Raw genomic sequence first — 24,218 nt, forward strand, 5'->3', positions numbered from 1 at the left:
GGTCAATGAACCCTCCGCTTAATAAAACGTAGGAACGGCCTGTTCCTTATCCTGATCATCGCCGTGGTGGCCATTCAGTTGGCGCTTGGCACCGCAACCGCCCTGTTTGGAGGAGGGACGGTGGGTGCTGTGGTGGACGCATTGGTGACGAGCGTAACGTCGATGGTGATGTCGATCGCGACGGCGGTCAGCTATGTCGAACTGCGTCAGGTCAAGGAAGGCATCAGCGTCGAAGAACTGGCGGAAATCTTCTCATAGCGGGAGGGTCCCCGGCTACCACATCACGCCCGCCTACCACATCATGAACGAGGCGACGTCCGCATCGGAGACCTTGCCGGCGCTGACATCGGCGATCGCTTGGTCGATGATAGCGATGCCTTCGGCCACTTCGTCCTCGGTCAGCGTGAGCGGCGGCATGAATTCGAGCACATTGGCCTTCAGCCCGACATAGGTGAAGGCCGCACCCAGCTCATAGCCGCGATAGATGATCTTGGCCGTCGTCGTCGCCGCCACCGGCTCACGCGTCGAGCGGTCCTTGACCAGGTCGACGCCGACGGCAAGGCCACGGCCGCGCACGTCGCCGATGATCTCGTGTTTTGCACCGAGCGCCCTGAGCGCGTCGGAGAATAGCGCCCCGATACGCGCCGAGCGTTCGACCAGGCCATCTGTCTCGATCGCCTTCAGCACCGCATTGCCGGCGGAGGTCGCCACCGGGTTGCCGGCGGTCGTCTGCAGCGCGAAGGCCGGCGCGTGATCCATGATCTCCTTTGGTCCGATAACGGCCGATAGCGGCAGGCCGCCGCCGATGCCCTTGCCGAAGACCACGAGATCGGGCGTCAGACCCTCATGCTGGAAACAGTGCATCATGCCGGTGCGCGCCAGCCCGACCTTGACCTCGTCGACGACTATTCTGATGCCGTGCCTGCGGCAACGCTCCTGCAACGCCTTGAGGAAACCCGGCGGCGGCACGATCAGCCCGCCATCCGACATCAGCGGCTCGATGAACACGGCCGCCACCTGATGCGGCGGGCAGGTGGTCTCGAACTGGTAGTCGAGCAGGGCAAGAACGGCCTCGGCGCTGAACTGCGGCCGGTAGGGATCGGGGTAGGGGAGCAACAGCACGCCTGGCCTCGGCAGCGTGTGGGTCATGGCGGTATGGCCGCTGATGCCCATCGATCCGGAAAGATTGCCATGATAGGAGCCGATGAAGGAGATGAAGCGCGAGCGGCCGGTGGCGGCCTGCAGGACGCGCACGGCGCAGTCATTGGCGTCCGAGCCGGAATGGCCGAACCAGACCCGGCGCTCGTCATTGCCGGGCGTGATCGCCAGCAGCCGCTCGGCCAGCGAGACGGCCGGCTCGTTCGGGTAGAGCAAGAGGCTGGCGCCCGCCATGTCGCGGATCGAGGCTTCGACCGCCTCGACGACGGCCGGATGGCCGTAGCCGAGAATGGCCGGGCCGGCCGATCCCGACAGGTCGAGCAGCGAACGTCCGCCTTCCTCGATCAGCCGGTTGCCCTGGCCGCCGATGAGGCTGAGCGGCGAGAAACGCAGCTTGCCGATCTGGGCGATGGTTGCCGCGTCGCGCTCGCGCAGGCTGAGATTGCTCATGAAGCCTTCTCCTTTTGCTGCGCGGGCAAGGCGGCGGCCACGCGGTCCGCCCATGCCTCGATGCCCGAGCGGCTCGCCAACAGGTCTTGCCGGATCTCGATGAGCACGGCGGGAATGCCGCGATCGTCGCCATGGATCGGCACGGCGTAGTCGGCGTCGCGGGTGATCACGTAGGGCACGTTGGCCGCGGCGTTGAGCTTGCCGTCGCGGCGCAGTCCGGCAAGGATTGCTTCGCCGAAATCGCCGGCGCGGTCGTAAAGCACGCCGGCATGCCAGGGCCGGGCAATCCCGAGGAAAACCGGCGTGAAGGAGTGGATCGTCGCGATCCGGGTCGCTCTGCCGTCCTTCGCGCGACGGTCGAGTTGCGCGGCCACCCGGTCATGAAACGGGGTGAACATGATTGCGGCGCGCCGTTCGCGCTCGGCCTCGTCAAGCCCGACATTGCCGGGAATATCGGTGTCTTCGGACAACACCGGGATGCTGCCGCTGGTCCCGAGCGGCCGGTTGAGGTCGATCAGCAGCCTAGAATAACCGCTGAGGAACGCCGGCGCTTCGAGCCGCGCCGACAGCAGGCGCGTCACTTCGGCGGCGCCGATATCCCAGGCGATGTGGCGTTGCAGATGGCTGGCATCGAGACCGAGTTGGCGATATTCGGCCGGCATGTGGTTCGACGCGTGCTCGCACAGGAGCACGATGTCGGAGGCCCCGCCTTCGTTGAGGACCTCGACGGCCGCCGGCCAATCTTTTTCAGGCTGGATGCCTTTTCCGAGCTGCATAACCATCAATAGAGCGTCCGGTAGAGATCGCAGACAGCCACGGGATCGAGGCCTGCAAGGCGCTCGCTCTCATGCCGCTTGAGGCCGACGAAGGTCTCGACGAAGACAGGCGCGAACCATCCGGTGACGGTGCTGTCGGCGGTGAGCGCATCGAGCGCCGCCGGCAGCGTTTCCGGCAATCGCACGAGGCCGAGCTTGGCGCGCTCCGCCTCGCTCATCAGTGTCGGGTCGCCGGTCACCAGCGGTGGCGCCGGCAGCTTGGCCTTCAGCCCCTCCAGTCCCGCCCGCACGATGGCAGCCAGCGACAGATAGGGGTTGCCGGTGGCGTCAGCCGCCCGGTACTCGATATTGTACTGCCTAGCCGGATCGCGGCCGCCGATCGTCACCGTCGGGCAGATGCGCAAGGACGCCTCGCGGTCGCGATCGGCCAACCAGGTATAGGACGAACTCCAGCTATGCGGTTTCAGCCGGTAGTAGGACGACACGCTCGATGCCGTCATTGCGGTGATCCCAGGCAAATGCCGTAGCACGCCGGCACAGAAGGCGCCGGCCCGGCTGGACAGGCCACCTGGACCCTTCGGATCGTAGGTCGCCGGCTTGCCGGCCTCGTCGACGAAGCTGAAATGGATATGGACGCCGTTGCCGACCGCATCGGGGGCTGCCTTGGGCGTGAAGCTGGCGCGCCAGCCGGCGGTGCGCGCCACTTCGCGCGTGATCTCGCGGATGGCGACCGCACGGTCGGCGGCGGTGAGCGCGTCCGCGGGCTCGTGCGTCACCTCGAACTGCTCATTGCCGAATTCGGCGATCACCACTTCGGGAGCGACGCCCGCTTCCTCCAGCGACGCCATCAGATTGGGCGCGAACGGGTCGGCGCGGCGCAGCGCGGCGAACGACATTGAGTGGCCCGGCGCGAAGCCGGCGTCGGCAATGTGGAATTCATGCTCGAAGGCGGCGATGACCGAAAGCCCGGTCGCGGCCTTCAGTTCGGCCAAGGCGTCTTTCAGCATGGTGCGCGTGCAGCCGACCCACGGGCTGCCGTCGAGCTCGACGATGTTGCCGGCGACCATGTCGAAGGGCGTCGCCGATCCCGTCAGCGTCGTGCGAAAGCGCGCGTTGAGATCGGGCATCAGCCGCACGTCGCCGGACGAACCCCAGGGATTGGGATCGACGATGGAATTGAACGCTGTCAGCGACAGATTGGCCTGCAGCCAGCCGACGCCGGTGGCGGCGATCTTCTGCAGCTTGCTTTCGACCACCGAGCGGCCGCGCGTGATGGCGGAAAGATCGGTGGTGACGACGGCAACGAGAGGTTCGACAGTCGATGTCATGCAGCTTTTCCCAAGGCTTTGAAGCGGGCGACGACCGTGTCGGTGTCGGTGACCCAGCAGTATCCGCCGAACGCCTTGAGTGCGATGTCGTGGCGTTCCTGCGTCGCCGCGGCGCAAGCATCCGACACGCAGGTGACGAGGTAGCCGCGGTCGGCGCCGTCGCGCACCGTCATGTCGACGCACTGGTCGGTCATGATGCCGACAACCACGAGGTAGCGCACGCCGAGGTTCTTCAGGACGTAGTCGACATTGGTCGAATTGAAGATGCCGGACGACGTCTTCGGCAGCATGATCTCGTCGCCGACCGGCGCCAGCGATGGCACTGGCAGGCCTTCCGGCAGGCTGGGAGCGATATGGATCGGCGTCAGCTTGTGGTCGAGCGAGCGGTCGCGGCCGTCTTCCGTCAGGCTCTGGATGATGGTGTGGAGGACCTCGACGCCGTTGGCGCGAGCTGCCGCCAAAAGGCGTTCCTGGTTGGGGATCGTCTGCGACGCCGTCTGCCTGTAGAAATAATGATCAGGGCCACGTTCGGGGTGCCCCGGGTCGGCGCCAGGCTCCAGCCAGACGCGCTGCATGTCGACCACAAGCAGCGCGGTTTCGCCGACGCGGAAGGGCTCGTTTCGTTTGGGCAGCGATTGCGTCATGCTTTCTGGTCCTGTCTTGCTCTGGCTGATTTTGGTCCGGGCGTCCGGCGTTTCTCTTGCGGGTTCTCGCTGTCGAGCGTCACGGCATTGGCATGCCGCACCTCTTCCAGCCGTTCAATGCGCTCGCGGGCGTCATCGCCCAGCGTCGAAAGGATATGGGCGACCAGCGCCTCCATCTGCGCGATCGCAGGCGCCAGCGTGTCGTAGGGAGAGGCGACTTCCAGCGGGCTGACGATGGTGACTTCGGCAAGATCGGCGATCGGCGACAGCCATTGATCGGTGAACAGCACGATGCGCACATCGCGCGCCGCGGCCTGCCTGGTGTATTCGATGACGTCGAACTGATAGCGACGATAGTCGAAGACCACGAGCACGTCACGGCGGCCGAGATCGGCCAGCGTGTCGAAGGCCTGTGCCGACAGCGTGCCGATGTCGCGCACGCCGGGCCTGAACTGCAGCATGTAGCCGGCGAGCATGCCGGCAACATGACGGCTGAAACGGCCGCCGAGCATAACCACATCGCCCCTGGCCTCCATCAGCAGGCGGGCCGCGCGGTCGTAGCTCTGCAGCGGCGTGATGCCGGCTGATTTTTCGATCGCAGCACCGACCGAGCCGAGATAGGCGAGGATCGCGCTATCTTCCGCGCCGGACGGCCGCTTGGCTTCCATCATCAGCAAGGGCGAGTGCAGCCTGGCCTCGACCTCCGCCAGAAGTTTCGCCTGGAAATCCGGGAAACCCTCATAGCCGAGCTTCACCACCAGCCTGACCACGGTCGGGTCGCTGACGCCGGCGCGCCGCGCCAGCGCCGAGGCGGTGCCGAGGCCGGATGTCGGATAGTCGGTCAGCAGCAGCCGGACGATTTTTTCCTCCGACGGCGTCAGCGCCAGGTCCTGTCGCATCAGAACATCGCGTATCGCCATTGGCCTCCCCGAAATCCGTGTTGGGCTCTCTGCCTCGTTGTGTCGAGTTTATTACAGGGATTTTGATTTCGGTCAACAATGAAGAGATATTGACATAGTCGAACGACTGGTCTTAGCTTGTCCGAAAGTAGCCAAGAGACTGTGGGGAACAGCCATGCGGAACGGAAGCGACGTCATCGTCGTTGGCGCGGGTATAGTGGGATCGAGCGCCGCCTATCATCTTGCCGCGGCCGGTGTGGCGGTGACGCTTGTCGAACAGACCCATCCCGCAGGCGGGCCGTCCGGCAAGTCCTCGGCACTGCTGCACGCTTTCTACCTGATGCCGGAACTGTCGCGGCTCGCCATCCGTGGTCGCGAGATCCTGGTGTCGCTGGAGGAGATCGCCGGCGAGGGTTCCTTCGTCACGGAAGTCGGCATGATGTGGGTCTGCGGCAACGACAATGAGGCGAGCTGGAAGGCTGCCGCCGAACGCATTCGCGGCGAGGGTGCGCTGATCGAGACGCTGTCGCCGCAAGCCTTCGCCGACGCGGCACCCGGCTTTGCGCTGGACAATGTCGCGCTGGCGCTGTGGGAGCCCGAATATGGCTATGCCGATGCCTTCGGCGCCACCAATGCGATTGCCCGCGCCGCCAAGGTACGCGGCGCGAAGATCATGCAGAACACGCTTGTCGACCGGCTTGTGAAGGAGGGCGACCACATCACCGGCGTGGTGCTCGCCGATGGCACTGTGCTGAAGGCCGATGCCGTGGTGCTCGCCGCCGGACCGTGGACGCGCCGCCTGCTGGCGACGGTCGGCCTCGATCTGCCGCTGCATGTCGAGCGCCATCCGATGGCGGTGCTCGACGCCGCCGGCAAGGCGCGAAAGATCATGCCCTTCGCCTGGTGCGACGACATCTCCTGCAACTATGCACGGCCCGACAATGATGGCGTCATTCTGGCCGGCACCTGGGCCGGCGGCGGCACCGGCTTGCGCCATGAGCATGCGGGCCGTCCGCGTTTCGTCGACAACCCCGACGACTACATGGAAGGCGTCGAGGAAGCGGAATCGGTCGAGATCCTCGAGACTTTTGCGACGCGGGTGCCGGCAATGGCCAAGCTCGGCATTCGCCCCGGCTATGCCGGGCTCTACGACATGAGCCCCGACGACCTGCCTGTCATCGGCGCCATGCCCGGCGTCGACGGGCTGTTCGTTTCCGCCGGCTCCTCCGGCCATGGCTTCAAGACCGGGCCGGCGGTCGGCGAGGCGATTGCAAGACTGGTCGGCGAAGGCGCCCAGCCGATCCTGGCGCCGTTCTCGCCCAGCCGCTTCAAGGCTGCGTGATGGCGCAGGTAGCGATGAGCGAAAGCCCCGGCCGGTCCTTCATGCCGGCCGCGTTCCGCAACGCCGGCGCCGATGCGCTCTGCATGGTGGTGGCACTGCTGCTGGCTGCGCTCATCATCTTCCTGTTCGGCGGTGCCGCCATGCAGCGGGTCGTCACCTATGCCGCGATCATGCTGACGGCGGTGCTCGGCCTGCAGATATTCTCCGGCAACAGCGGCATCGTCTCCTTCGGCCACGCCGCCTTTGTCGGGTTGGGCGCCTATGCCACCGGCATCCTGACCATGCCGGCCGCACTGCAGCGCACGGCGTTGCGCGATCTGCCGCAATTCCTCGCTGGTTATGAACTCTCTTTCTTCGCCGCACTCGCCGTGGTGCTGGTCCTTGCGATCGTCATCGGGTTTTTAACCGGCACGCCTTTGCTGAGACTGTCCGGGTCGAGCGCGTCGATCGCAACGCTCGCCATGCTGATCATCGTCTATACGCTGCTGGTCGCCGGCCGAGAGATCACCCGCGGCAGCCAGCCTTTCTACGGCGTGCCGCGCGAGGTCGGATTGTGGACCGCTGTCGGCATCGCTTCGGTGGCGCTGGTGGCGGCGAGGCTGTTCCGGGAAACCGCCTTCGGGCTCGCCACCCGCGCCGCCGCCAATGACGAGCGGGGTGCTGCCGCCGTCGGCGTCGACCAGCGCACCTCGCGGCTGGCCGCCTGGGTGGTGGGCACGGTTGCCGCCATGGCCGCCGGTGCCATGATGGCGCAGTTCCTTGGCGCCTTTTCGCCGCGCGATTTCTATTTCGATCTCGGCTTCACCTTGCTCGCCATGCTGATCGTCGGCGGCATGAACTCCTCGCTTGGCGCCTTCACCGGCGTTGTCGTCACCATTACCGTGATTGAAATCGTGCGCCGCTTCGAAGGCGGTGGCGAAGTGTTCGGCCTCCATCTGCCGGTGCTGTTCGGCCTGACCCAGGGCGTGCTTGCGATCGCCATGATTCTTATCATCTGGCGCCGGCCGACCGGCCTGTTTGGCGAGCGCGAACTGAATCTTTTGCGCCGGCCCGGCGGCCGGGCTGTAACGTCCACGGCCGCGCCGCTGCTGCATGTCGAGCGCGACCGGTTGGCGGCCGACCATCTGTCACGGCGCTATGCCGGCGTCGTCGCCGTCGACGACGTGACGCTCGCCTTTGACACCGACAGCATCACCGGCATCATCGGTCCGAACGGCGCCGGCAAGACGACGCTGCTCAACATGCTGGCCGGCGATGTCGAACCAAGCGCCGGCACCGTGTCGATCGGTGGCGCGGTGAGAGCGGCGTCCGCCTTCCGCTTCGCCCGCTCGGGCGTTGCCCGCACTTTCCAGAACATCCGCGTCTTCCCCGCTATGACTGTGCTGGAAAACGTCGTCGTCGCGGCCCGTCAGGTCGAGCCTGACCTTGGCCAGGCCGAGGCAGCGGCGATGCGCGAGCTTTCCCGCATGGGGCTGGCGAAGTCAGCCGATCACCCAGCGGCCAGGCTTGCCTACGGCCAGCGTCGCCGGCTGGAGGTGGCGCGGGCGCTGGCGCTAAAGCCGCGCTTCCTGCTGCTCGACGAGCCCGCCGCCGGCATGAACGCCGTCGAGACCGCCGAGCTGGTGTCGATCCTGTCGGCGGTTCGCACCGAGCGCCGCATTGGCGTCGTGCTGATCGAGCACGACATGCGGCTGGTGATGAATCTCTGCGAACGCATCGTCGTCATCGACCACGGCCGCGTCATTGCCGACGGCACCCCGGCCGAGGTGCAAAACAACCCTGCCGTCATCGCCGCCTATCTCGGCAGCCGCACCGCCCGCGCCAAGACCCCCAGTGAAACCACCGCAAACGAAACCGCATGAGTCACAACAACAACCAACGATAATAAATCCAGCCAACGATAATAAATCCAGAAGGAGAACCGACATGCCAACGCTTTATCGCCTTCACCGCGCTGCTCTCTATGCGGCGGTATTCGGCATCGCCGCCGTTTCGACCGCCAGCGCCGCGGAGATCGTCATCGGCGCCGCCACCGCGCAAACCGGCGGCCTTGCCCCCTATGACCAGCCCGCACTTGCCGGCCTGCGCATGGCACTTGATGAGCTCAACGCCAAGGGCGGGTTGGGCGGCAAATACACCGTCAAGCTGGTGATCAAGGACACGCGCTCCGACACCGCGCAGACCGCCACGGTCGCCCAGGAACTGATCGACGCCGGCGCCAAGATCATGATCACGCCTTGCGATGCCGATCCTTCGATCTCGGTCGGCCAACTCACCCAGCCGCTCGGCATCCCGACACTGACGCTGTGCGGCTCCGCCCCGGTGCTGACAGGCGCGGTCGGCGACGTCATGTTCGGCACCTATCCGGCCGACAATGTGCAGGCGACCGCGGTCGCCGAATTCGCCATCGCCGAAGGCAAGAAGAAGGTCTTCCTGCTGACCTCGCCGGATTCCACCTACACCGCCAATTTGCCCGAATATTTCGGCAAGGTGTTCGAGAAGAAAGGCGGCGCCATTGCCGGCCGCGGCACCTACACCATGGGCCAGCCGGATTTTTCCGCCGAGATCACCAACATCAAGGGCCTCGCCGACCAGCCCGACCTGATCATGACGGCCGCCTACGAGCCTGATTTTCCGGCCTTCATCCAGCAATTGCGTGGTGCCGGCGTCACCATTCCGGTCTATGGCGCCGATGCCATCGGCACGCCGACCATCAAGGCTCTGGGCAAGCTGGTCGACGGCGTCGTCTATACGGCGGCCGGCTATGCCGAGCCGGGCAGCAAGCTGGAAGCCTTCAACGCCGCCTTCACCAAATATGCCGGGCATGCGCCGGAATCGACCTATGAGGTGAATGGCTACGAGATCGGGCTGATCCTGGACCAGGCGGTCAAGACGGCCGGCTCGGACGATCCCAAGGCTATCCGCGACGCCATTGCCGGCCTCAAGGATTTCGAAGGCATTACCGGCAAGATCACCTATGCCGGCACCGACCGCATGCCGCTGCGGCCCGTGGCGCTGATGCGCTATGAGGGCGGTGAGGGCAAGCACATCCAGACCGTGATCCCCGACGCCGCCGACGTGCCGGCGCCGTGACATCATGCTGAGCGTCGAAGCCCTGAAGATACGCTACGGCGAGGTCGAGGCGGTGCGCCGCGTCGATCTTGCCGTCGACAGCGGCGAGATCATCGCACTGGTCGGTGCCAATGGCGCCGGCAAGAGTTCGACGCTCAGTGCCATCGCCGGGCTGGTGCCGGCTGCGTCCGGCAAGGTGGTCTTCGACGGCGTCGACATCACCGGACTGGCGCCCGAGGCGATCGCCCGCAAGGGCGTCGCGTTGGTTCCGGAAGGCCGCCGCGTCTTCGCCAGCCTGACCGTGGCCGACAATCTGCGGCTCGGCGGCGCCGTGCATCTGGCGGCTCCGGAGGCGAGGGCGCGCGAGGAGGAGATGCTGGAACTGTTTCCGATTCTGCGCCGCTATCACCGCGCCAAGGGTGGCAATCTGTCGGGCGGCGAGCAGCAGATGCTGGCCATCGCGCGGGCCCTGATGAGCAAGCCGCGCATGGTGCTGCTCGACGAGCCTTCGCTCGGCCTTGCCCCGCAACTGATCGACACCGTCTTCGACCTGATCGCCGAATTGCGTCGCACCGGCCTGACCATCCTGCTGGTCGAGCAGAATGTGGCGCTGGCGCTGGAGATCGCCGACCGCGCCGTGGTCCTTGCCAATGGCGAGGTGGTGCTGTCGGGCACGGCGAAAGAACTCGCCAGTTCGGACCTCGTCCGCCAAGCCTATCTCGGAGCCTGACCATGATCGCGCAGCAGATCATCAATGCGGTGAGCCTTGGCGGCGTCTATGCGCTCCTGGCGCTCGGCCTGGCGATCGTCTTTTCCATTGTCGGCCTGATCAACTTCGCCCATGGCGAGTTGATGACGCTGTCGGGCTATGCGCTGCTTGCCTCTCTGGTCCTCGGCCTGCCGTTCCCGGTGGCGGTGCTGGCCGCCGTCTCCTGCGGTGCGCTGGCGGCGCTGGCCATGGAGCGCGTCGCCTTTCGGCCAATGCGCGGCGCCAGCGTCACCAGCCTTTTGTTGACCAGCTTCGCCGTTTCGAGCCTGCTGAAGGTCGTCTTCCAGAACGGCATCTCGGCCCGGCCGCAGGCTGTCGCCATGCCCGGCTGGATGACCGGCGCCTTCTCTTTCGGCGATTTCACCATCGGCGTCGGGCCTAGCATCTCGATCGTCGTTTCGGCGCTGGCGCTGATTGCGCTGGAGATCTTCCTGCGCCGCACCGTGACCGGCACGGCGATGCGCGCCGCGGCGGAAGACTTCGACGTCGTGCGCCTGATGGGCATCCCGGCCAGTCGCATCATCGCCACCGCCTTCCTGCTCTCCGGCCTGCTGGCCGGGCTGGCGGCGATGCTGTGGGTAGCGCAGCGCGCCTCCGTCGATCCGCTGATGGGCTTCACCCCGGTGCTGAAGGCCTTCATCGCCGCCGTCGTCGGCGGGCTGGGCAGCCTGCCAGGTGCTGTCGCCGGCGGTTTCCTGCTCGGCATCATCGAGGTGCTGCTGCAGGCGACGCTGCCGGCGACGATCGCACCCTATCGTGACGCCATCGTGCTGTCGGGCGTCATCGCCGTGCTGCTGGTGCGGCCGCAAGGCCTGATCCCGGCGGTTCGAGTGCAGCGTAGCTGATCCCGTGTACAGTAAACCCGAATTCGCGCCGCTGTCGCAGGACGACGTCTTCGGCCTGATCAAGGCGGCGGCCTTCGCAACGGTGGTCACATCGGGGCCGCAGGGGTTGGTCGCCTCGCATCTGCCGTTCGTGCTCGACCGGGAGCGGGGCCCAAACGGCACGCTGGTGTCGCACCTTGCCAGGCAGAACCCGCACAGCGCGCTGGTATCAGAGGGCAGGGAGACGATCGCCGTCTTCCAGGGGCCGCATGGCTACATCTCCTCGTCCTGGTATCCGCGCGATCCGGTGCGCGACAGCGCGCCGACCTGGAATTTCGCCGTCGTGCATTGCCATGGCCGGCCGGCGCCGCTCGACGATCACGCCACCGCCCGGCATCTGCTGCAACTGGTCGACGTGCTGGAGAAGGATCGCGAGGACCGCTGGCGCATGCGCGAGCTCGGTCCCGGCGGCATGGAGCGGCGTATGCCGCATATCCTTGGTTTCGACCTGCCGATCGAGCGGCTCGAGGCCAAGTTCAAGATGGGGCAGGACGAACGCCTCTACGACACCAGTGCCGCGATTGATGCGCTGGAGGCGCGCGATCCGGCACTTGCCGCTATGATGACGGCGCGCAACGCGCACCGCAAAGACTGATTGCGGGAGGAAGTCAGACCCATGATCGCCAATCTCAACATCGTGCCCTTCGTCGGCGTCGACCACATGATGAAGCTGGTGCTGAAGATCGGTGCCGAGCGTTTCCTCACCGAACTTGCCGGCTACATCGAGGACGATTTCCGCCGCTGGCAGGCCTTCGACAAGACGCCGCGTGTCGCCTCGCACAGCGCCGAGGGCGTCATCGAATTGATGCCGACCAGCGACGGCGAGGTCTATGGCTTCAAATATGTCAACGGCCACCCGAAGAACATGCGCGAAGGCCGCCAGACCGTGACCGCCTTTGGCATGTTGGCCGATGTCCACAATGGCTATCCGGTGCTGCTGTCGGAAATGACCATCCTGACCGCGCTGCGCACTGCCGCGATGTCGGCGCTGGCGGCGAAACACCTCGCTCCACCCGGCGCCGACTGCATGGCGCTGATCGGCAACGGCGCCCAGGCCGAGTTCCAGGCGCTGGCCTTCAAGGCTTTGCTGGGCGTGCGCAAGCTGCGCTTCTACGACATCGACCGCACGGCGACGGAAAAGTGCATCCGCAACCTCGCCGGGCTGGGTTTCGACATGGTGGCTTGCGCCACCACGGGGGAGGCGGTCGAGGGTGCCGGGATCATCACCACCGTCACCGCCGACAAGCAGTACGCCACCATCCTCACCGACAACATGGTCGGGTCCGGCGTCCACGTCAACGCGGTTGGCGGCGACTGCCCCGGCAAAACCGAATTGCATCGCGACATCCTGCTGCGCTCGGATATCTTCGTCGAATATCCCCCACAGACCCGCATCGAGGGCGAGATCCAGCAGCTTGCACCGGACCATGAGGTGACCGAGCTGTGGCAGGTCATCACCGGCGCGGCGAAAGGGCGGCGCGATGCCGGCCAGATTACGCTGTTCGATTCCGTCGGCTTCGCCATCGAGGATTTTTCGGCGCTGCGCTATGTCCGCGACCAGTTGCGCTCGACCGGGCTATACCAGGAGCTGGACATGCTGGCCGATCCCGACGAACCGCGCGACCTGTTCGGCATGCTGCTGAGGGCGGCGAAGACAGGGCAGGCGGCGTCGTAGCGCCAGCGGCGAAGTTGCCGATCCCCCCGCAAGGGAGGAGATCGGATGTCGCCTCGGCTTTCGCCAATCATCAACGCTGGAACGCAGGTGGCTGAGGGCCGCGCAAAGCTGAAACGATTGCCCTGAGGGCCCTTGCGACAGGCGTGACAGACCGAGTTAAATAGCGTATATTGACATAAAGATGTCTTTATGTGACTTGGCGTGACTGTCGCCTTGAGGATGAAAAATGTCGCAAAACCCTTCACCGCTGGACGATTTGTTCGGCCCCGTCGCGGCAAAGCCGGACGGTTCGGAAGTGCTTGCGGCGCTGACGGCGGCGGCGCGCGAACGCATCCTTGTCCTCGACGGCGCCATGGGCACGCAGATCCAGGGCCTGGGCTTCGACGAGAACCACTTCCGTGGCGACAAATTCGCCGACTGCGCCTGCCATCAGCAGGGCAACAACGACCTGCTGATCCTGACGCAGCCCAAGGCGATCGAGGAGATTCACTATCAATACGCCATCGCCGGGGCGGACATCCTTGAAACCAACACCTTCTCCTCGACCGCCATCGCCCAGGCCGATTACGGCATGGAGGATGCGGTCTACGCGCTGAACCGCGACGGTGCACGGCTGGTGCGCAGGGCAGCGCTGCGGGCTGAGCAGGAGGACGGCAAGCGCCGTTTCGTCGCCGGTGCGCTGGGGCCGACCAACCGCACCGCCTCGATGTCGCCGGATGTCAACAATCCCGGCTACCGCGCCGTGACGTTCGACGAATTGCGCCTTGCTTATGGCGAGCAGCTACGCGGCCTCATCGACGGCGGCGCCGACATCATCCTGATCGAGACCATCTTCGATACGCTGAACGCCAAGGCGGCGATCTTCGCCTGCAACGAGATCTTCATCGAGAAGGACGTGCATCTGCCGGTCATGATCTCCGGCACGATCACCGACCTGTCCGGCCGCACGCTCTCCGGCCAGACGCCGACGGCTTTCTGGCATTCGGTGCGCCATGCCAGCCCGTTCACGATCGGCCTCAACTGCGCGCTGGGCGCCAACGCCATGCGGGCGCATCTGGACGAGATTTCCGGCGTCGCCAACACCTTTACCTGTGCCTATCCGAATGCCGGCCTGCCCAATGAATTCGGCGGTTACGACGAGAGCCCGGAATTCATGGCGGCGCAGATCGAGGATTTCGCGCGCGAGGGATTGGTCAACGTCGTCGGCGGCTGCTGCGGCTCGACGCCGGACCACATCCGCGCCATCGCGGCGGCGGTGAAGAAATATCCGCCGCGCGCTGTTCCCGATATCGAACCCAGGATGCGCCTGTCGGGGCTCGAGCCGTTCACGCTGACCGACGAGATTCCGTTCGTGAATGTCGGTGAGCGGACCAATGTCACGGGCTCGGCCAGGTTCAGGAAGCTGATCACGGCGGGCGACTATGCCGCCGCCCTCGATGTAGCGCGCGACCAGGTCGCCAACGGCGCCCAGATCATCGACATCAACATGGATGAAGGCCTGATCGATTCGAAGAAGGCGATGGTCGAATATCTCAACCTGATCGCGGCTGAGCCTGATATCGCCCGCGTTCCCGTGATGATCGACAGTTCCAAATGGGAGATCATCGAGGCCGGCCTGAAATGCGTGCAGGGCAAGCCGCTGGTGAACTCGATTTCCATGAAGGAAGGCGAAGCGGCCTTTCTGCACCATGCGAAGCTCGTCCGCGCGTATGGCGCGGCGGTGGTCGTCATGGCCTTCGACGAGGACGGCCAGGCCGACACGCAGACGCGCAAGGTCGAAATCTGCACCCGCGCCTACAAGCTTCTGACCGAGCAGGCCGGATTCCCGCCCGAGGACATTGTTTTCGATCCCAACGTCTTTGCCATCGCCACCGGCATCGAGGAGCACAACAATTACGGCGTCGACTTCATCGAAGCTGCCAGGCAGATCACGGCGACGCTTCCCCATGTCCACATATCGGGCGGCGTGTCGAACCTCTCCTTCTCGTTCCGCGGCAACGAGCCGGTGCGCGAGGCCATGCATGCCGTGTTCCTCTACCACGCCATCCAGGCGGGCATGGACATGGGCATCGTCAATGCCGGGCAGCTTGCCGTCTACGACACCATCGATCCGGACCTGCGCGAAGCCTGCGAGGATGTCGTCAACAACCGCGAGCCGAAGGGCGGCGGCACGGCGACCGAACGCATGCTGGAACTCGCCGAACGCTTCAAGGGCACGGCCGGCAAGGAGGCGCGGGAACGCGATCTCGCCTGGCGCGACTGGCCGGTCGAGCAGCGCATTTCGCACGCCCTGGTCAACGGCATCACCGAATTCATCGACGCGGACACGGACGAAGCACGACTTGCCAGCGAACGGCCGCTGCACGTCATCGAAGGCCCGCTGATGGCTGGCATGAACGTCGTCGGCGACCTGTTCGGCGCCGGCAAGATGTTCCTGCCGCAAGTGGTGAAGTCCGCACGGGTGATGAAACAGGCCGTCGCAGGACTATTGCCGTACATGGAGGCGGAGAAGCTGGCCAACGCCGCCAATGGCGTCGACAATGGCGAGCGCCAGACCGCCGGCAAGATCCTGATGGCGACGGTGAAGGGCGATGTCCACGACATCGGCAAGAACATCGTCGGCGTGGTTCTGGCCTGCAACAATTACGAGATCATCGACCTCGGCGTCATGGTGCCGGCGGCGAAGATCCTGCAGACGGCGCGCGAGCGGCAGGTCGACATTATCGGCCTGTCCGGCCTGATCACGCCTTCGCTCGACGAGATGGCGCATATGGCCGCCGAGATGGAGCGCGAAGGCTTCGACATTCCACTGTTGATCGGCGGCGCGACGACCAGCCGCGTGCATACGGCGGTGAAGATCCATCCACGCTACACCAGTGGCCAGACGGTCTATGTCGCCGATGCCAGCCGCGCGGTCGGCGTGGTGTCGGCGCTGCTGTCGAACGAAGCCAAGGGCGGTTATGTCGACAACGTTCGCGCCGAATACAAGAAGGTCGCCGACGCACATGCGCGCAGCGAAGCCGACAAGCAGCGCCTGCCGCTGGCCAGGGCGCGGGCCAACGCCCACAGGATCGACTGGGCGGGCTACGAGCCGCCAAAACCGTCCTTCCTCGGCCCGAAGGTCTTCGAAGACTGGGATCTGGCCGAACTCGCCCGCTATATCGACTGGACGCCGTTCTTCCAGACCTGGGAGTTGAAGGGCCGTTATCCCAAGATCCTCGAGGACGAAGCGCAAGGGCCGGCGGCGCGCCAGCTTTTCGAGGATGCGCAGGCGATGCTGAAGAAGGTCATTGCCGAAAAATGGTTCGCGCCAAAGGGCGTGATCGGTTTCTGGCGGGCCAACGCCGTCGGCGACGATATCCGGCTGTTCGCGGACGATAAGCGATCCGACGAACTGGCGACCTTCTTCACGCTGCGCCAGCAGCTGACCAAGCGCGACGGCAAGGCGAATGTCGCGCTGTCGGACTTCGTCGCGCCTGCCGACAGCGCCAAGGCCGACTATCTGGGCGGCTTCATCGTCACCGCCGGCATCGAGGAAGTTGCAATCGCCGAGCGCTTCGAGCGGGCGAACGACGACTACTCGTCGATCATGGTCAAGGCGCTGGCCGACCGTTTCGCCGAGGCCTTCGCCGAGCGCCTGCACGAGAAGGTGCGCAAGGAGTTTTGGGGTTACGCACCCGATGAGAACCTGGCCCCGGACGACCTGATCGGCGAACCCTATCGCGGTATCCGCCCGGCGCCCGGCTATCCCGCGCAGCCCGATCACACCGAGAAAGCGACGCTGTTTCGCCTGCTCGACGGCGAGCGCAATGCGGGCGTGAGCCTGACCGAAAGCTTTGCGATGTGGCCGGGCTCCTCCGTCTCCGGCATCTACCTGTCGCATCCCGAAAGCTATTATTTCGGCGTGGCCAAGGTCGAACGCGACCAGGTCGAGGACTATGCGCGGCGCAAACGCATGCCGCTTGCCGAGGTCGAGCGCTGGCTCGGCCCGATCCTCAACTATGTGCCGGCACAGGGGCTCGACGCAGCCGCGTGAGGCCCTGATGCCGCGGTGGGAAGAGCCCGATCCTTCGCAGAATGGTTGTTGCAGAAACGCGTCAATTTTGACACAATAGGGTTGGATGATTGGACCTCTGAAGAAGCTGCAGGCGCGATTTTATGCGACCGGGACAGGTCGGAAGCCCGTCAGGGAGTGGCTGCTGGATATCTCGGAGGACGATAGGCGCCTTGTTGGGAAGGACATCCAGAAGGTCGAGTTCGGATGGCCGATCGGCATGCCCTATTGCCGCTCGCTGGGACATGGGCTTTGGGAAGTCCGCAGCGATCTGACGGATGGCAAGATCGGGCGAGTGATTTTTAGTATCCTGGCGGGTGAGATGGTGCTGCTGCACGGCTTTGTGAAAAAGACACAGAAGACACCGGCGCAGGAAATTGAACTCGCGCTTAAACGGAAACGGGAGTTGGAATGATGGCACAGGATAGAAGTAAAGGGCATATCGCTCGCGATGAGACCTTGGATGAGTTTCTCGCGAAGGAAGGCATGCTTGCCGAAACGGAGGAGCTTGCCCTCAAGGAGATCATTGCCGACCAGATCAGGCAAGCCATGAAAGCAAGTGGAATCACCAAGACCGCAATGGCGGCCCGCATGAAAACCGACCGCCGCCAGCTTGACCGCTTGCTCGATCCGAACAATCCATCTGTGACGTTGTCAACGTTGCGGCGAGCAGCAAGCGCGGTTGGCCGATCGTTGCGGGTGGAACTGATGTGAGACGGCCTCGACGGCATCTCAATGACAGCAGCCCGGTTGCGCGCTCGTCCTGCATAGGCAGGACGAGATGATCGGCACGTCCGCCTTGGCCAGCGCGGCGGTGAGCCCGGCCTGCACTGCGGGCAACTCCTCCGTCTCGCCGCGCAGTTTCAGGCATTCCACAAGCCCATGCAGCGCCCAGACATTGTTCGGGTGCTGGGCGCAGCGTTGCACCTTGCCGCTTAGGCCCAGATCATCGCGATAGACCTGCTCGGCCTCTTCGCTATGGCCCTGGTCCAGCAGCAGTGCCGCCAGCGCATGGCGCGGTGGGTGCATCCACGCCCAAGGCTCGGTGTAGGACAGATTGTCGTCAAGCTCGACCGCTTGCCGCAGATGCGCGTAGGCCTCGTCATGATGGCCCTTGTGATAGGCGAGTTCGCCATCGAGCAAGGCAGCACCCACGGCCAGCGAGGCCCGCGTCGGGTTGCTGAGGAAACGCCGCTCGGGCGGGATGCCCGCCAAATGCCGGTGAAACCGCTCGCGTTCCTGCTCCGCTTTGGCGAAATCCCTGAGCGTCGCATGCGCGACGCCCTTGGCGTAGTGCTGCATCGCCGTGGTCAGGACGTAAAGCTCGGGCTCGTCATTCATCGGCTCGTCGATGATCTCCTGCCAGCGGCCGAAGCGCACCAGCACATGCGATTTCATGGCATGGTAGCCTTCCACCGTCTGGGTGAGCTTTGGCCGGTCCGGGATGCTGACGACGTCGCGCTTCACCAGGCTGCGCACCTTGTCGGCGGCCCACAGCGCAGGCTTGTACTGGCCGAGAAACATGCAAGTGAACATCATCAGATGGAGATCGTGGCAGCAGCCAAGCAGATAGTAGGTGGGCTGATCCGCATAGGCGAGATAGAGGTCGTTGGCGCGAACCGCCTTTTCGCTGGCAAGCCTGGCCTTCTCGTACTCGCCGCACAGCACGTAGATGTGCCCCGGCATGTGGTTCATGTGCCCGGCATCGGGACACATCGTGCCGAGCAGGTCCGCCGAGCGCATGCCGCGTTCCGGCATGGTGGACATTTCCAGAAGGTGGATGTGCAAATGGACGATCGCCGGATGCTGCGCTGCGCCGGCCTCGTCGGCGAGCCGGATCGACCGCTCGCAAACCTCGAGCGCCTCCAGCACATCCGAATTCGGCGCGGGCTTGCCGGTCTTGAGGTTCCACAGCCGCCGCACGGTGCGCATCATCAGCGCTTCGACAAACAACGCCATCACATCGTGATCGTCGGGAAAGCTTGCGTAGACGCCACGCATCTCGGCGGCGTAGCCATCGTCCCATTGCTCGAATTTGGGCGGTATCGCGACATGCGGTTCGGAGAAACGGCAGGCCAGCGCCTCGATCAGGCGCCTTTCCACCGCGCTGGCGCGATCGGCATTGGCGCGCGCGAGCTGGACATGTTCGAAGCAACGCCTGGCCGCTCGGTTGGCCTCGGCCTCGCCATGCTCCTTCCAGGTCAGGTTGTAGAAAGGCCCGGCGGCATAGGCGATGCCCCAATGCGCAAAAGGACAGTCGGGGTCCGTTTCCAACGCCTTCTCAAAGCACTTGATACCTTCCTCATGGTTGAAGCCATAGCACCAGTTGAGGCCGACATCGAACCAGCGCTGGGTTTCCACAGAGCGAGTGGAGATGGGGCGGCGGTAGGCGCCGAGGTCGAAGCGGTCCATGGATTCTCATGCAATATTGACGGCCGGTGAGCCCGTGCCGGATCCATTTGTGACCAGTTTGTGCCGAACGTGTACAGATGGCAAATGTGTTTCGAATTTCGTCGGGGGCGCCCGCGAGCCGCCGCACGCGTCGCCTATGTCGGGTGGGCAAGAGCTATTGCATGTCGCCCAAAAGTGGACCCGGTTTTGGGATAACGACATGCATGAAATCAAAAATCTAAAGCGCGTCGCCTGAATTCATTCAGGCGACGCGCTTTAGCCGGTCTGCTTGGTGAAATCGTGGCGACGCGCGCGAACATGTGCCAGCAAATTCGTTTCGTTGGCGACCCCGGATTGAAAAAGGGTCAGCACGGTCGAGGCCAGAATATGACCATCTATTGAGGTACTGTACCATTTGGCGTCGGCGGTTACCTGGTCGACTACCCGTTGGCAGATCGCCCGATCTTCAGGTCCAAGGAATTGGCTTTGCGGTGCTCGCAGCATCTGGACGCCTTTAACGCGGGAGAGTTAGCTGTTTCTGCCAGGCGATGCCATGCGTGGTCGCCGACACTGAACCGTAGACGCGTTCAGACAGAAAATTCTCATTCATTTGATCGGCGCCGTGAAAAATGGCCGGCGCGAGTCGTTGCCCACGCGCCCGAGGCCTCAATGGGCGGCCTTGCGACGCGTGTTGATGCACCGGCCCCGCCTCGGATTGACGCGCGATCCTTTAGCTGCAAAGTATATTAACGTTCTGTTTACCAAACGTTGGTCTCGGCAGGGACTTGGGGGCAATTTGGAACCGTTTCTGGGTGCGAACCGCCTTAATTGGGACGATCGGGCCGAGCTGCATTCGACCGACACGACGGGCAGCTACCACATCGAAAATGTATTGGCGGGCGGATCCAACCTCTATGAGCTGGAAACGCGCGAGGTCGGTGATATCATCGGCAAGGATATCGTCCATTTGCAATGTCATATCGGGCTCGACACGATCAGCTTGAAGAATCTGGGCGCGGGCAGCGTGACCGGCCTCGACTTTTCACCGACCGCGATCGCAGCGGCACGGGATTTCGCCGCGAAGGCAGGCACGGATGTACGTTTCGTGGAAGCGCCACTGTTCGAGGCAGTCGAAGCGCTAGGCCGAACCTTTGACATCGCTTACGTTACCTGGGGTTCGGTAAACTGGCTGGACGATGTGTTCCGCTGGGCGCGGGTGGTTGCCGATCTCCTGCGGCCCGGCGGCCGGCTCTATCTGGCCGAGGGCCACCCGTTGATGTTCCAGTGCGACCGCAAGGCTGCGACGCTGGAATTCAAGCATGACTGGCGGACGCCACTAGCTCGGCCACTCGCGTGGAACGAGGAACGGACCTATACCGGCGACGACCGCATCTTGAAACATCCTCGCTACTATGAGTGGATTCATCCGGTCAGTGACGTGGTGAACGCGCTGATTTCAGCTGGGCTGACGCTTGATTTTCTCAATGAGCACGACACGGTTTCGTGGCAGCATTTTTCATTCGCCGTCAGGGCCGGCAAGGATATGTACGGCTTGCCGGAGAACTCTCCTAAGATCCCAATGGCCTATTCCATTGGCGCGACGAAGCGCAGCGTCGGCAAGATACCATACCTTGTTACTCCCAAGACGATTGAGGGCCACTAATCCCGCTATTGATCCAGTTTTGCATTGTCGTTGCGGAGTTATGTTCTTCCGAGGTCTACGCATGATGTTGTTCGGATCCGGCGCCTCAAATTGTGCAACGGCGCTCGCCGTGTCCGCGATCTTGCGAGCAAGCCGCTAGTCAGCATTTTTTCATGTCGATCCCCTTAGCGGTCGCGCAGCGGTGGATCATCGATCGCCCGTAAGGCTCCCCAGAATTGCGCGAACGGTGGTTTCGGCACGATGGCCGGCGTCGGTGACGGCAAGCAGCTCCAAGATATCAAGCGGAGCCGCAGGTCCGTTCCAGCACTCCGGCGCCAGCGATCGAAAAGTGCAAAAGTTTTAGGACCCGTGAAGGTCAAAATTAAATACTTGAAGGCTAATATTCCATCGTCGGGTCGGCCCGAGAACTCGACTGGCAGCTGAGGAATCGCCTATTGGCTCTTTTCCGCGCTAGGTTCGGCGGTGTTAAGAAGGCTGTTTTTTCGTCGGCGAATATTCCGGCGGCAATGGCGGTTCTGGTTATTGCCATTAGCGCGGTATTCGCGGACCACCAGAACAAAGTCGTCTCGGACCAAGCCGCCCGTGCGGATGTCCTGGCCAAGGTCAATCTTATCCGCGCCAAGCTCGAAGGCAACATCAACGGAAACCTTCAATTGGTGCAGGGACTGGTCGCGGCGGTGGTGACTGAGCCCTATATGGGACAGCAACGCTTCGCCTCGCTCGCGAGTAACCTGTTTGGCGGGGACTCGCAATTGAAGAACATTGCCGGCGCGCCCGATCTGGTCATTTCCCTGATGTACCCGATGGAGGGCAACGATAAGGCAATAGGCCTCGATTACCGCAAGGACGAGCGGCAGCGTGCGGGTGCGCTAAGGGCGCGAGACGAGCGCAAGCTCATTCTTGCCGGTCCCGTCGACTTGAGGCAGGGAGGGCAAGGCTTCGTTGGTCGTATTCCGGTTTTTGTCCGGAGTGCGGGCAACACCGAAAGGTTCTGGGGCATCATTTCGGCCGTTGTCGACGTGCAGCGCCTTTATAAGGCGAGCGGCCTGCTTGACGATGATCTCGGGATTGACATAGCGCTGATCGGTAAGGACGCTCTCGGTCCAAGTGGAGAACAATTCTTCGGCAATGAGGGTGTCGGCAAAAGCGATCCGGTGACGGCCGACGTTCTGCTCCCGTCCGGTTCGTGGCGGATCGCAGCCATTCCCAAGAACGGCTGGCCTTCGACGCCCGCCAACGCGTGGCTCTTGCGCGCAATCATGGCGGCGGCCGGGGCGCTGGTTGTGATCCCCTTCCTGGTTACGGGTCGCCTGCTTGGCGAGAGACAGCGCAACTATGCGGAACTGCGTCGATTGTCGAGACGCCTGGAACTCGCTCTGGAAGCGTCGGCTATTGGCGTTTGGGAACACGATCTCGCGACCAACGAACTTGCGTGGGACGATCGCGTCAATGAAATATACGGCAAACCAACCGGGGAGCGCCGCGGCTACCTGGACTGGGCGGGAGCAATCCACCCGGATGATTTGGCTGGCGCCAACGCCGATTTCGACAGCGCGATGGCCAGTGGCGGACCATATTTGTCGGAGTACCGGATTATTCGTCCGGATGGCGAGATTCGTCATGTCCGGTCCAAGGCGATTATTTACCGAGTGGCAAACGACACCCCGAAAATGATTGGCGCGGAATGGGATGTGACATCCGATGTCCTGCTGAACAAGGATCTGGTTCGCGCAAAACAGCTTTCCGAGTCGAAAAATGCAGAACTCGAATCGGCCAAGGCGCGCATAGAGCACATTGCGCTTCACGATTCATTGACCGGTTTGCCCAACCGGCGCTACCTCGACCAAGTGCTGGAGGATTACGCGGCAAACGCCAGGCGCCTCGGCGGGTATGCGGCACTGCTTCACATAGATCTGGATCGGTTCAAGCACATCAACGATACGCTTGGCCACGCCGCGGGCGACGCAATGCTTGTTCACGCCTCAACTGTCCTCCGGTCCAAGGTCAATGGTGAGGGATTTGTCGCTCGCATCGGAGGAGACGAATTCATCGTCCTGTGCGTGGTGCATGTCGATATCAAGCAACTGGCGCTGCTCGCTGACCGCGTCATCAGCCAGATGCGCGAACCCGTCTACTATCAGGGCCATCGATGCCGTTTCGGTGTGAGCGTGGGAATTGCAGTCGATAATGGAAAAGATATCGAAGCCAAACACCTGCTGGTTAATGCTGACATCGCGCTTTACCGGGCAAAGAGGCGTGGGCGCAATCGATACGAATTCTTCACCGAGGCGATGCAAAGCGAAATCGTCGACACAAAACGGATTGCCGACGAAATTCTCGGCGGCCTTGAGCGCAACGAGTTCATTCCCTTCTACCAGCCGCAATTTGACGCAAAGACGCTCGAAATTGTTGGGGTTGAGGCGCTGGCGCGATGGAGGCATCCGGCGAAGGGTATTTTGGCGCCCGATGTCTTCCTGAGGACTGCGGAAGAACTGAATGTCGTCTCGGTCATCGATCGAACCATACTGGAGCAATCGCTTTCGGATTTCGAAGCATGGTCTGCTGCGAATATTCACATTCCGCGGGTATCGGTCAACGTTTCGGCGCGGCGCCTTCAAGATGAGGGACTCATAAAGAGTTTGAAGAAGCTGAATATCAGGAAAGGAACAGTTTCGTTCGAGCTGGTTGAGTCAATTTTCCTTGACGAAAATGACGATTTTGTCACCTGGAATGTCGAACAGATAAAAGAACTCGGCATTGATGTTGAAATAGACGATTTTGGCACCGGTTATGCCTCTATAGTCAGCTTGCTCAAGCTACAGCCTCGCCGCCTGAAGATAGATCGCCAGTTGGTCATCCCGATTGTGAAATCGCCGCAACGAAGGCAGGTCGTCTCATCGATCATTGAAATCGGCAAGTCCCTGGGTATCGAGGTCGTAGCGGAAGGTGTCGAGACGATGGAGCACGCACGGATACTCAAGAGCTTGGGCTGCGACATATTGCAGGGTTATGCCTTCGGGCGTGCGCTGGATTCCGACGGACTAAAGGCCTTCGCTCGATCCCGGCGTCTGCGCGCGGTCAGCTAGCCGCTAGATCCTGCCTATGTGTCGGGT

The 24,218-nt window shown here is 63.4% G+C and carries 20 protein-coding genes; 13 read left to right on the forward strand and 7 right to left on the reverse strand.

Translation table 11 applies throughout. From position 1 onward, the window contains the following. Positions 1-120: 120 nt before the first annotated feature. Positions 121-258 carry a hypothetical protein gene (locus tag MESS4_RS33560; protein WP_006332402.1) on the forward strand — a complete coding sequence of 46 codons (138 nt, stop codon included), beginning with the start codon at positions 121-123 and terminating at the stop codon, positions 256-258. A 33-nt stretch (positions 259-291) separates the two neighbouring features. Here the strand turns inward: MESS4_RS33560 and MESS4_RS15390 are convergent, their stop codons facing one another. From MESS4_RS15390 to MESS4_RS15410, 5 genes are read right to left on the reverse strand one after another with little or no spacing between them, the layout of a single operon-like run. Then, positions 292-1,608 carry an aspartate aminotransferase family protein gene (locus MESS4_RS15390; RefSeq protein ID WP_006332403.1) on the reverse strand — a complete coding sequence of 439 codons (1,317 nt, stop codon included), beginning with the start codon at positions 1,606-1,608 and terminating at the stop codon, positions 292-294. Continuing rightward, on the reverse strand, positions 1,605-2,390 hold the full coding sequence (locus tag MESS4_RS15395) for an N-formylglutamate amidohydrolase (RefSeq protein ID WP_006332404.1): 786 nt from the start codon (positions 2,388-2,390) through the stop codon (positions 1,605-1,607). Before MESS4_RS15395 ends, MESS4_RS15390 begins: the two co-directional genes overlap by 4 nt. After that, entirely contained in the window at positions 2,390-3,712 is a 1,323-nt protein-coding gene (locus tag MESS4_RS15400) for a glutamine synthetase catalytic region (RefSeq protein WP_006332405.1), read from the reverse strand. Before MESS4_RS15400 ends, MESS4_RS15395 begins: the two co-directional genes overlap by 1 nt. After that, positions 3,709-4,356: an isochorismatase family cysteine hydrolase gene (locus tag MESS4_RS15405; RefSeq protein ID WP_006332406.1), complete on the reverse strand. Its 648-nt coding sequence runs from the start codon at positions 4,354-4,356 to the stop codon at positions 3,709-3,711. The genes MESS4_RS15400 and MESS4_RS15405 overlap by 4 nt, the downstream gene beginning before the upstream one ends. Then, on the reverse strand, positions 4,353-5,276 hold the full coding sequence (locus tag MESS4_RS15410; protein WP_006332407.1) for a MurR/RpiR family transcriptional regulator: 924 nt from the start codon (positions 5,274-5,276) through the stop codon (positions 4,353-4,355). The genes MESS4_RS15405 and MESS4_RS15410 overlap by 4 nt, the downstream gene beginning before the upstream one ends. Positions 5,277-5,430: 154 nt before the next feature. On the opposite strand from MESS4_RS15410, the gene MESS4_RS15415 reads away from it, so the two are divergent. The 10 genes from MESS4_RS15415 to MESS4_RS15460 all read left to right on the forward strand — a co-directional run bounded on the left by MESS4_RS15415 (position 5,431) and on the right by MESS4_RS15460 (position 17,765). Next, the gene (locus MESS4_RS15415) at positions 5,431-6,597 is read left to right on the forward strand and encodes an FAD-binding oxidoreductase (RefSeq protein ID WP_006332408.1); all 1,167 of its coding nucleotides are present in this window, start codon (positions 5,431-5,433) and stop codon (positions 6,595-6,597) included. Beyond that, positions 6,597-8,459: a branched-chain amino acid ABC transporter ATP-binding protein/permease gene (locus tag MESS4_RS15420; RefSeq protein ID WP_006332409.1), complete on the forward strand. Its 1,863-nt coding sequence runs from the start codon at positions 6,597-6,599 to the stop codon at positions 8,457-8,459. The genes MESS4_RS15415 and MESS4_RS15420 overlap by 1 nt, the downstream gene beginning before the upstream one ends. A 64-nt stretch (positions 8,460-8,523) precedes the next feature. Continuing rightward, on the forward strand, positions 8,524-9,690 hold the full coding sequence (locus tag MESS4_RS15425) for an ABC transporter substrate-binding protein (protein WP_006332410.1): 1,167 nt from the start codon (positions 8,524-8,526) through the stop codon (positions 9,688-9,690). 4 nt (positions 9,691-9,694) lie between these two features. Continuing rightward, positions 9,695-10,399 (forward strand): ABC transporter ATP-binding protein, encoded by a 705-nt coding sequence (locus MESS4_RS15430; RefSeq protein WP_006332411.1) that lies wholly within the window; start codon positions 9,695-9,697, stop codon positions 10,397-10,399. A 2-nt stretch (positions 10,400-10,401) separates the two neighbouring features. Next, positions 10,402-11,283, forward strand: a complete 882-nt coding sequence (locus tag MESS4_RS15435) for a branched-chain amino acid ABC transporter permease (protein WP_006332412.1) — start codon at positions 10,402-10,404, stop codon at positions 11,281-11,283. A gap of 4 nt (positions 11,284-11,287) precedes the next feature. Next, the gene (locus tag MESS4_RS15440) at positions 11,288-11,917 is read left to right on the forward strand and encodes an FMN-binding negative transcriptional regulator (RefSeq protein ID WP_006332413.1); all 630 of its coding nucleotides are present in this window, start codon (positions 11,288-11,290) and stop codon (positions 11,915-11,917) included. A gap of 21 nt (positions 11,918-11,938) precedes the next feature. Further along, positions 11,939-12,997 (forward strand): ornithine cyclodeaminase, encoded by a 1,059-nt coding sequence (locus MESS4_RS15445; protein WP_006332414.1) that lies wholly within the window; start codon positions 11,939-11,941, stop codon positions 12,995-12,997. A gap of 226 nt (positions 12,998-13,223) precedes the next feature. Then, positions 13,224-17,033, forward strand: coding sequence for a methionine synthase (metH, locus tag MESS4_RS15450; protein ID WP_006332415.1), 3,810 nt, complete (start codon positions 13,224-13,226; stop codon positions 17,031-17,033). A gap of 85 nt (positions 17,034-17,118) precedes the next feature. Then, positions 17,119-17,466, forward strand: coding sequence for a type II toxin-antitoxin system RelE/ParE family toxin (locus tag MESS4_RS15455; RefSeq protein WP_006332417.1), 348 nt, complete (start codon positions 17,119-17,121; stop codon positions 17,464-17,466). Continuing rightward, positions 17,463-17,765: a Fis family transcriptional regulator gene (locus tag MESS4_RS15460; protein ID WP_348259938.1), complete on the forward strand. Its 303-nt coding sequence runs from the start codon at positions 17,463-17,465 to the stop codon at positions 17,763-17,765. Before MESS4_RS15455 ends, MESS4_RS15460 begins: the two co-directional genes overlap by 4 nt. 18 nt (positions 17,766-17,783) lie before the next feature. Here the strand turns inward: MESS4_RS15460 and MESS4_RS15465 are convergent, their stop codons facing one another. Both MESS4_RS15465 and MESS4_RS15470 read right to left on the reverse strand, forming a co-directional pair. Beyond that, positions 17,784-19,463, reverse strand: coding sequence for a hypothetical protein (locus tag MESS4_RS15465; protein ID WP_006332419.1), 1,680 nt, complete (start codon positions 19,461-19,463; stop codon positions 17,784-17,786). Between the two features lie 255 nt (positions 19,464-19,718). Continuing rightward, positions 19,719-19,946: a hypothetical protein gene (locus tag MESS4_RS15470; RefSeq protein ID WP_006332420.1), complete on the reverse strand. Its 228-nt coding sequence runs from the start codon at positions 19,944-19,946 to the stop codon at positions 19,719-19,721. A gap of 106 nt (positions 19,947-20,052) precedes the next feature. Between MESS4_RS15470 and MESS4_RS15475 the strand changes: the two genes are divergently transcribed. Both MESS4_RS15475 and MESS4_RS15480 read left to right on the forward strand, forming a co-directional pair. Beyond that, on the forward strand, positions 20,053-21,105 hold the full coding sequence (locus MESS4_RS15475) for a class I SAM-dependent methyltransferase (RefSeq protein WP_244441141.1): 1,053 nt from the start codon (positions 20,053-20,055) through the stop codon (positions 21,103-21,105). 506 nt (positions 21,106-21,611) lie between these two features. Beyond that, entirely contained in the window at positions 21,612-24,191 is a 2,580-nt protein-coding gene (locus tag MESS4_RS15480; RefSeq protein ID WP_006332424.1) for an EAL domain-containing protein, read from the forward strand. Positions 24,192-24,218 lie beyond the last annotated feature (27 nt).

It is taken from the genome of Mesorhizobium sp. STM 4661 (genome assembly GCF_000359125.1).
Classification (GTDB): domain Bacteria; phylum Pseudomonadota; class Alphaproteobacteria; order Rhizobiales; family Rhizobiaceae; genus Mesorhizobium.